1 protein-coding gene and 1 pseudogene are annotated in these 416 nt (G+C 57.2%); both read right to left on the bottom strand.

The features are described 5' to 3' along the window. Nucleotides 1-210, bottom strand: a pseudogene (locus P0D80_RS51305) (cytochrome b/b6 domain-containing protein); the annotation flags it as partial. Next, on the bottom strand, nucleotides 207-416 hold a 210-nt coding region (locus P0D80_RS51300; RefSeq protein WP_408296660.1), incomplete at its 5' end, for a PepSY domain-containing protein. The pseudogene P0D80_RS51305 and the gene P0D80_RS51300, both read right to left, overlap by 4 nt.

Genomic DNA, 416 nt, shown 5'->3' with positions numbered 1-416 from the left:
GTACGTTCCCGCGAAGCCCCACACGATACGCGCGGCCACCAGTCCAACGACCGCGTAGCCGAGGGCATGATGGAGAGTTCCGCCGTCTTCGCTCAAAACGTATGCCCCACTAAATGCACCCACAAGGCCCCAATGGAACACGCGTACGAACAGGTCCCACACAGGCGTTGATCGGGAGGCGTCGCCTCCCCCTCGGCGCAGTGAACTCATTCGTTGACCTCCTCGCTGACAGCCTTGCCATTGACAGGATTGACGACCATCTCGTGATGATTACCCTTCTTGTCCAACGCATAGACCTCGTAGCAGCTGCCTTCAGTCTTGACACGTTTGACCTGGTAACCCTGTTTCTCCAGTTGGCTCGAAACTTCCTTGTCCTGCATCCACTTTGTTTTTGGCTCGGTGGTGCAGGACGGCTT

Origin of the sequence: Paraburkholderia sp. RL17-373-BIF-A (assembly GCF_046030175.1) — a bacterium.
In the GTDB taxonomy this organism is placed as follows: domain Bacteria; phylum Pseudomonadota; class Gammaproteobacteria; order Burkholderiales; family Burkholderiaceae; genus Paraburkholderia.
The sequence above is the reverse complement of the archived record's forward strand: the minus strand, read 5'-3'. Positions and strand labels throughout refer to the sequence as shown.